Source organism: Paenibacillus haidiansis (assembly GCF_036553665.1).
Classification (GTDB): domain Bacteria; phylum Bacillota; class Bacilli; order Paenibacillales; family Paenibacillaceae; genus Fontibacillus; species Fontibacillus haidiansis.
Genome location: NZ_JAZHPZ010000038.1, coordinates 1 through 5297, shown reverse-complemented (window position 1 = coordinate 5297; position 5297 = coordinate 1). Strand labels below are relative to the sequence as shown.

The 5297-nt window shown below is 51.9% G+C and carries 7 protein-coding genes and 1 pseudogene; 3 read left to right on the top strand and 5 right to left on the bottom strand.

The window, feature by feature from the left end:
* Positions 1-189: pseudogene (locus V3851_RS26820) on the top strand (DUF6262 family protein); the annotation flags it as partial.
* Positions 190-322: 133 nt separating this feature from the next.
* Here V3851_RS26820 and V3851_RS26815 read toward each other — a convergent pair.
* The 5 genes from V3851_RS26815 to V3851_RS26795 all read right to left on the bottom strand — a co-directional run bounded on the left by V3851_RS26815 (position 323) and on the right by V3851_RS26795 (position 4554).
* Complete coding sequence (locus V3851_RS26815; RefSeq protein WP_054943616.1) at positions 323-1219, bottom strand: manganese catalase family protein; 897 nt, start codon at positions 1217-1219, stop codon at positions 323-325.
* 185 nt (positions 1220-1404) lie between these two features.
* Complete coding sequence (locus tag V3851_RS26810) at positions 1405-2205, bottom strand: ExeA family protein (RefSeq protein ID WP_107338592.1); 801 nt, start codon at positions 2203-2205, stop codon at positions 1405-1407.
* Positions 2198-3550 carry a DDE-type integrase/transposase/recombinase gene (locus V3851_RS26805; protein ID WP_331849428.1) on the bottom strand — a complete coding sequence of 451 codons (1353 nt, stop codon included), beginning with the start codon at positions 3548-3550 and terminating at the stop codon, positions 2198-2200. Before V3851_RS26805 ends, V3851_RS26810 begins: the two co-directional genes overlap by 8 nt.
* Positions 3551-3591: 41 nt before the next feature.
* Positions 3592-4122: a DUF6431 domain-containing protein gene (locus V3851_RS26800; protein WP_127607731.1), complete on the bottom strand. Its 531-nt coding sequence runs from the start codon at positions 4120-4122 to the stop codon at positions 3592-3594.
* Positions 4123-4305: 183 nt separating this feature from the next.
* Positions 4306-4554: a YuzF family protein gene (locus V3851_RS26795; protein ID WP_074730212.1), complete on the bottom strand. Its 249-nt coding sequence runs from the start codon at positions 4552-4554 to the stop codon at positions 4306-4308.
* 198 nt (positions 4555-4752) lie between these two features.
* On the opposite strand from V3851_RS26795, the gene V3851_RS26790 reads away from it, so the two are divergent.
* Together V3851_RS26790 and V3851_RS26785 are read left to right on the top strand one after the other, a co-directional pair.
* Positions 4753-4956: a hypothetical protein gene (locus V3851_RS26790; protein ID WP_331849427.1), complete on the top strand. Its 204-nt coding sequence runs from the start codon at positions 4753-4755 to the stop codon at positions 4954-4956.
* Positions 4957-4968: 12 nt separating this feature from the next.
* Complete coding sequence (locus tag V3851_RS26785; RefSeq protein WP_054943617.1) at positions 4969-5214, top strand: hypothetical protein; 246 nt, start codon at positions 4969-4971, stop codon at positions 5212-5214.
* Positions 5215-5297: the final 83 nt, after the last annotated feature.

The window sequence follows — 5297 nt, the reverse complement described above, 5'->3', positions numbered from 1 at the left end:
AAAAGATTGCTTGAGAATCGGTATGAAAAAGTTAAGCAGGCGCTTCAGAATGAGAAGGAAAAGAACGAGAAACTTCTGGAAATATGCAGAAAACATGTCATAGAGAAAGCACAACTAAAATCTCGTATCGAATATTTAGAAAATAAAATTCAAGAACTAAGGGAGAGACAATTGAAACCATTCCAATAAAGGGTTGTGCTTGACCACCACTATGTGACGAGCCGCACGCTGGGAGTCGCGCACGGCCAATAGAAATAAATAAAGGTTTCGTATACATGCCATATGTAAGCAGCAACTCTTGCCCGTATAGGAACGCAACACCTTACAATCCGGCGAGCTTTTGCAGCCGTTGGGCAATCTGCATAAAATCCTCATTCGAGATGCCAGGAGCAAATTCTTCCGGCACTTCTTCAAGATCGGGCACTTCCCCTCCTTGGGGAACTCCTCTGACGACTTCCAATCGCTCTCCGTCGGAAGGGTGGGATCCTTTCCAGATTTGAGCGATATCTTCATAGTCTGAATCGCTAAACGTATATAACTTTCGATGAATTCCCTGTTCTTCGTATTTGCGGGTCGCATCAAATGCCCGATTCTCTAGATTGGGAATAGGGAGCATTTTTTTGACGTCGACTCCGGTCATGATTTCGAGCGCCTTCGCGTAAGCAAGCACATGAACTCCCCCGCGGACCAGCAAGTAACCCGTCATTTCGCGGGCGACAGGATGATCTGTCATCTCGTACACGCGCATCTTATGGGTGCGGGCGCCGCATTCGAGAAAAAAGTTATGAAGCAGATCGAGTACCAAATTGCCACTGTTAAAGACATAATCACCGTTCCATGCTTTGCCCATCGAATCGCCGGGCAACGAGGTTTGAGCCGTTGCAATAAAATGGTAGGTATTGCGTTTGTCAAGCCCGTTGCGCAGAGGGGCCGCATCCGGATCTGCCGGAAATGTGGAACCGGACAGGCATAAATTAATGGAATTCATCACCAATTCCACATGGCCAACCTCCTCCGCCGTAATGCTGGCCACAAGTTCATAAAAGGGCTTCAGCTTTTTTTTGCTGCGAAAATTCGAAGATTGGACCAAATAATTATTCAACGTAGACATCTCCCCGAAACGGCCGCCTAATAGTTCCTGCACAGCCGCCGCGGCGTTGGCGTCCGGATGTTTGGGAACAGGCAATGCAATGGGCAATCGATTGATGCGCTTGAACATGGCGGACATCATCCCCTTATCAAATTTATGGTTCTTATTATTTTTATGACAGGGATCGTTTGTCTCATGCCGCGCTGGAGCGCTAAGAGTGTTACTGCTAACGCATAATGTCCAGCGGTTGACGGCGTAAGTTGTCCTTCTATTGACGGTCAATCTGTCCGCATGAGGCTATACCGAAAGGGGAATTATGACAATTCCCCTTGGATCACTCGCTTGACCATATGATCGTCTATGATACGATGTTTGTTCTGCGCACCGTAAATCAAGCAGTGCGTGCATAGCTTGTTAATCAGACGAGCGGCTCCGCTGGAGAAGCGGTAGACGTCATCAATTGCGCCGTCTGTGAAGACATCCCGATCCGCACCGGCGTAAGCCATATGCCGGACAATGTATGCTCCTGTCTGAGCGCGATCATAGTGCGGAAGCTTGCACTGCAGGTCGATTCGCTGACGAATGGCAGCGTATGCTTGCAGATGGAGTCGCTCCCACAGCTCACTTTGCCCGACCAGGATCAGCGCCATCGGACTTTGGGCGTCCATCTTAAAGTTGAGCAGGAACCGTACCTCTTCCAGCATCTCTCGGTCTAGCAGATGCGCCTCGTCCACGACGACGACGGGCTGCAAACCGTGAATCCCACGCATCAATTCAATCTCACGATGCAACTGACGCTTGGCGTCCCCGCGGTAAAACTTCGACTCGCAACCAAGTTGTTCGAGCACCCCCTTGTAGAAATGCCTTGGTGTCAATTTTGAATCCGACAGATACAACACCTTGAATTTTGCGGCGTCGAGCGTATCCGTAAATCGCCGAATCGTCGTCGTCTTCCCGGTTCCGCAATCCCCGGTAACGACCGCGAACCACTGTCGCTGAGCCGCATACGCTAAGCGTCCGAGCGTCTCTTCCAAGATTTCCGACTCATACAGTTCGCTTGTCGGCAGATCTCTCGAGAATGGAGAGCGATGCAGATCGTAGAATGCCTCAAACATCGCCGCTCTCCTTCAGAACACGCCGGTAGGTGACAGCCGGCGCCTGATGGTCGTGACGCTGGTGGCTCCGTTCTTCTGCGGCGGCGAGCAGCCGGGACGAATCCGTCGGTTCCGGTTGTAAATGCTTCGGAAGCGGCGGGCGCTTGCCTGCGCGTTCGCCGATGACGAGCTCCTTCACTCTCCACGACGGATGGCCTTCGTACTCGATCGTGAGTTCCGTAATGTCTGCCGGGTCGTATACGACATCCACCGTACATCCCATGAACGACAGCCCCACTTCATACTTGCGATCCATGAAGCTGATGCAGCCGGACTTGTCGACCTTGCGCGGCTCGCAATGCAGGAACGCATCGGCGAGCACATCCGGATCCGCAAACCGCAGCGACTTCTTGTCGCTTTGGAATGTGCTGTACGGGCTCTGTTTGTTGGGAAGCGCCGAATGCGGCTTGTTTTGGTAGCATTCGGTAAGCCATACCTGGAACAGCTCGTTCAACCGCTCGAGCGTCTTCGGCTTCTCAAGCGCCGCTTCACTGAGAAAGGAGTCCACCACACGATTAAATCGCTCGACTTTCCCCGTGGATTCCGGCGAGTACGGCTTAGCGAAGAGAAGACGGATTCCGAGCTTGGAGCACGCCCTCGTCATCCATTTCGTGCGGTACTGCTTGCCGTTGTCGAAGTACACCGCTTCCGGAACCCCGTATTTCTGTATGGCCCTGCGGAAGCAATCCTCGACGATCGTCTTGTCCATTACCGGGTAAAATTCCCCGTGAAGAACGAACCGCGTCGCATCGTCGATGAACGTCACGAGAAATACCTGTTTCATCGCACCGCCCGGTCCGATGGGCAAGTACGGACCGTATTTCAGATCGGAATGCCACAGACGATTTCGATGCTTCTGCTGGAAACGTCGCGCAGCAACGCCGGATTCCGCGTACATCCGCATATGGCGGGTACTGTAGCCGCGCTCTGTGAGCTTCTCTTGCAACGTGCTCCGCTTGATCTGTCCCGGCCCGATGAGGCCTTCCCATTCCATGATCTGAATAATTTGGGCGACGCTCCGACTCGGCACCTCGCGGCGTAACAGAATCGCCTGGTCCACGATGTTCGGCGCAATGGCGGGCGCCGTCGGCTGCTTGCCTTTGCCCTTAGGCTTTAGCCCGCCGAATCCTTCCTGCCGGTACGTCGCCAGATACCGGCGCAGGGTCCGCTCCGACAAGCCCGTCTGCTCACAGATCCGTGTCTTGATTGCTCTTGATCTGGCTGGGTCTAGCCCTTCTTCCAACAGCGGAGCCAGGAGCTGAACTCGCTCCACGGCGATCTGCTCTGCTTTCTTCTGATCTTTCATCCGAAACACCATCCCCCGATAGACTTCGTTTCGAGTCTATCTCAGCGTGCTCCGGACAAAAATGCAGAACGGGTATGTACCCAAAAATTTGAGTTGGCGACGGGACGGACAATTCTTGCCAGCCATCCGGCCGCATCGCCGACGTACCGTCCGAAACGATGGTGTGCAGTTTGCGAAGGTCCGGACGACTCCTCCGCAACGTCCAGTGTAAAGCGAATGGCGATCGATTCGAGACAACCCATCCAATGCACTGTTTGCGACCGAAACCAGCTACGCCAACGGTACAGCGTAGAATGATCCGCGGCGACGACGATCTCCTCCGGTTCGGATGCAACAACGCTCTCCACACATGCCGATTCATAACGTTTGTAAGGCACAATGCAATTTGGCAGCTCATGATGAATCTTCCGACAGGTTACACAACGCAACCTTCGAACGATTAACAATCTCTGTTCCCCTGAGGCCTCCCACAGCTTTCGCTTCCGACTTCCGATCACCGAAAGGCTTCCTCCGCAACAGGGGCAAGGGACGACTTCTGCACACCTAACTGAAAACGCCGGCGCTCTTCTCAACCAGCTCGTATTTTGATACAATGATCATACGTTTTGTGAGGGGATGCTTCCTGTGAACCTGTTCCCGCAGGTTCACGCGATGGGGAGGCATCCTTTTCCTTTTCCGAGATACGGACATTATATTCGTCAACTCTCGGACAGGCAATTCCGTCAGCTTTCGGGCATTATGCTTCAGCGGAAACACTAAGAGGGCATAACCCAAATCATTTGCTGCGTACGCAGAAAAAATGAGGAATTGTCCGTTTGCAGCAGGACATGATCCGGTTTCACGTCGGTTATCGTACCCCGAACAGGGCCCCGAAACGTTTCAATAACCACCGTCTTTCCTTGAAGCGAGCGTAAGGTGTGATAAAAATACGGGTCAACCAAGGTTACTGTGGATAATGCGGGATTTGCCGTTTCTCTGTACAGTCCATTCGGATAAGCATACACGATGAAATCTCCTCCTCATTCTTGTTACCATTTAGCCTATGCCGAAGGAAGGAAGGTTGTGTTTCCGATTGCATTTGAGACAACCAACCCGATAAAAATGACCGGAAACCGGGCGGATGCCGTTGTCGCTTCTACACGTCTGCCATAGACTGATGCTGTAAGTTCAAAATTCACCTACCCAAGGAGGAATGGTATCGAATGCAGTTTACTAAACAGGCAATGCCCATGTTTACGCATGACCACGCCGTTTATGTCAGGCAAATGCACGACTGGCACATGAAAATGGCTCAATATCACGACCAATTGCGTGCCTTTCATCTGGAAAGAGCGAAACAATTTCAAAAGCTGGCCGAAGAAAGAGCGAAAACGTCAGAAATACCCAGCGGCACCAGCGCCGCTTAAAGGCGAACCGACATGGAGCGATGTGATGAGTTGGCAGCATTCCGAATCAAAATCTGGGACCGTTATGTAACCCTTCGTTCCCAATATGGAACCCGGATGCCTTTGTCTTTCGATCAGTTCTGGTACGACTTTCTGGCCAGACACATGATAGCCGACAGCGGAGTCGAGCAAGTGTATGAGGACTTCTGCAACAACTGGGAGAATCAGTGTTTGCGAAATGTTCACGAATCAAGTCATCGGCAGGAAGGAGGCCGCTGAAAAAGATACGTTTTTTCTGTGATGCATCGATTTTTAAGTTTGATGTTGCAGGAAAATAAGGAAAAGTCCGTTTAAAGCCGTCT

Coding starts and splice junctions, on each gene's coding strand:
- V3851_RS26805 (WP_331849428.1), bottom strand. CDS start 3,550: ATGAAAGATCAGAAGAAAGCAGAGCAGATCGCCGTGGAGCGAGTTCAG.
- V3851_RS26790 (WP_331849427.1), top strand. CDS start 4,753: ATGCAGTTTACTAAACAGGCAATGCCCATGTTTACGCATGACCACGCC.
- V3851_RS26810 (WP_107338592.1), bottom strand. CDS start 2,205: ATGTTTGAGGCATTCTACGATCTGCATCGCTCTCCATTCTCGAGAGAT.
- V3851_RS26785 (WP_054943617.1), top strand. CDS start 4,969: ATGGAGCGATGTGATGAGTTGGCAGCATTCCGAATCAAAATCTGGGAC.
- V3851_RS26815 (WP_054943616.1), bottom strand. CDS start 1,219: ATGTTCAAGCGCATCAATCGATTGCCCATTGCATTGCCTGTTCCCAAA.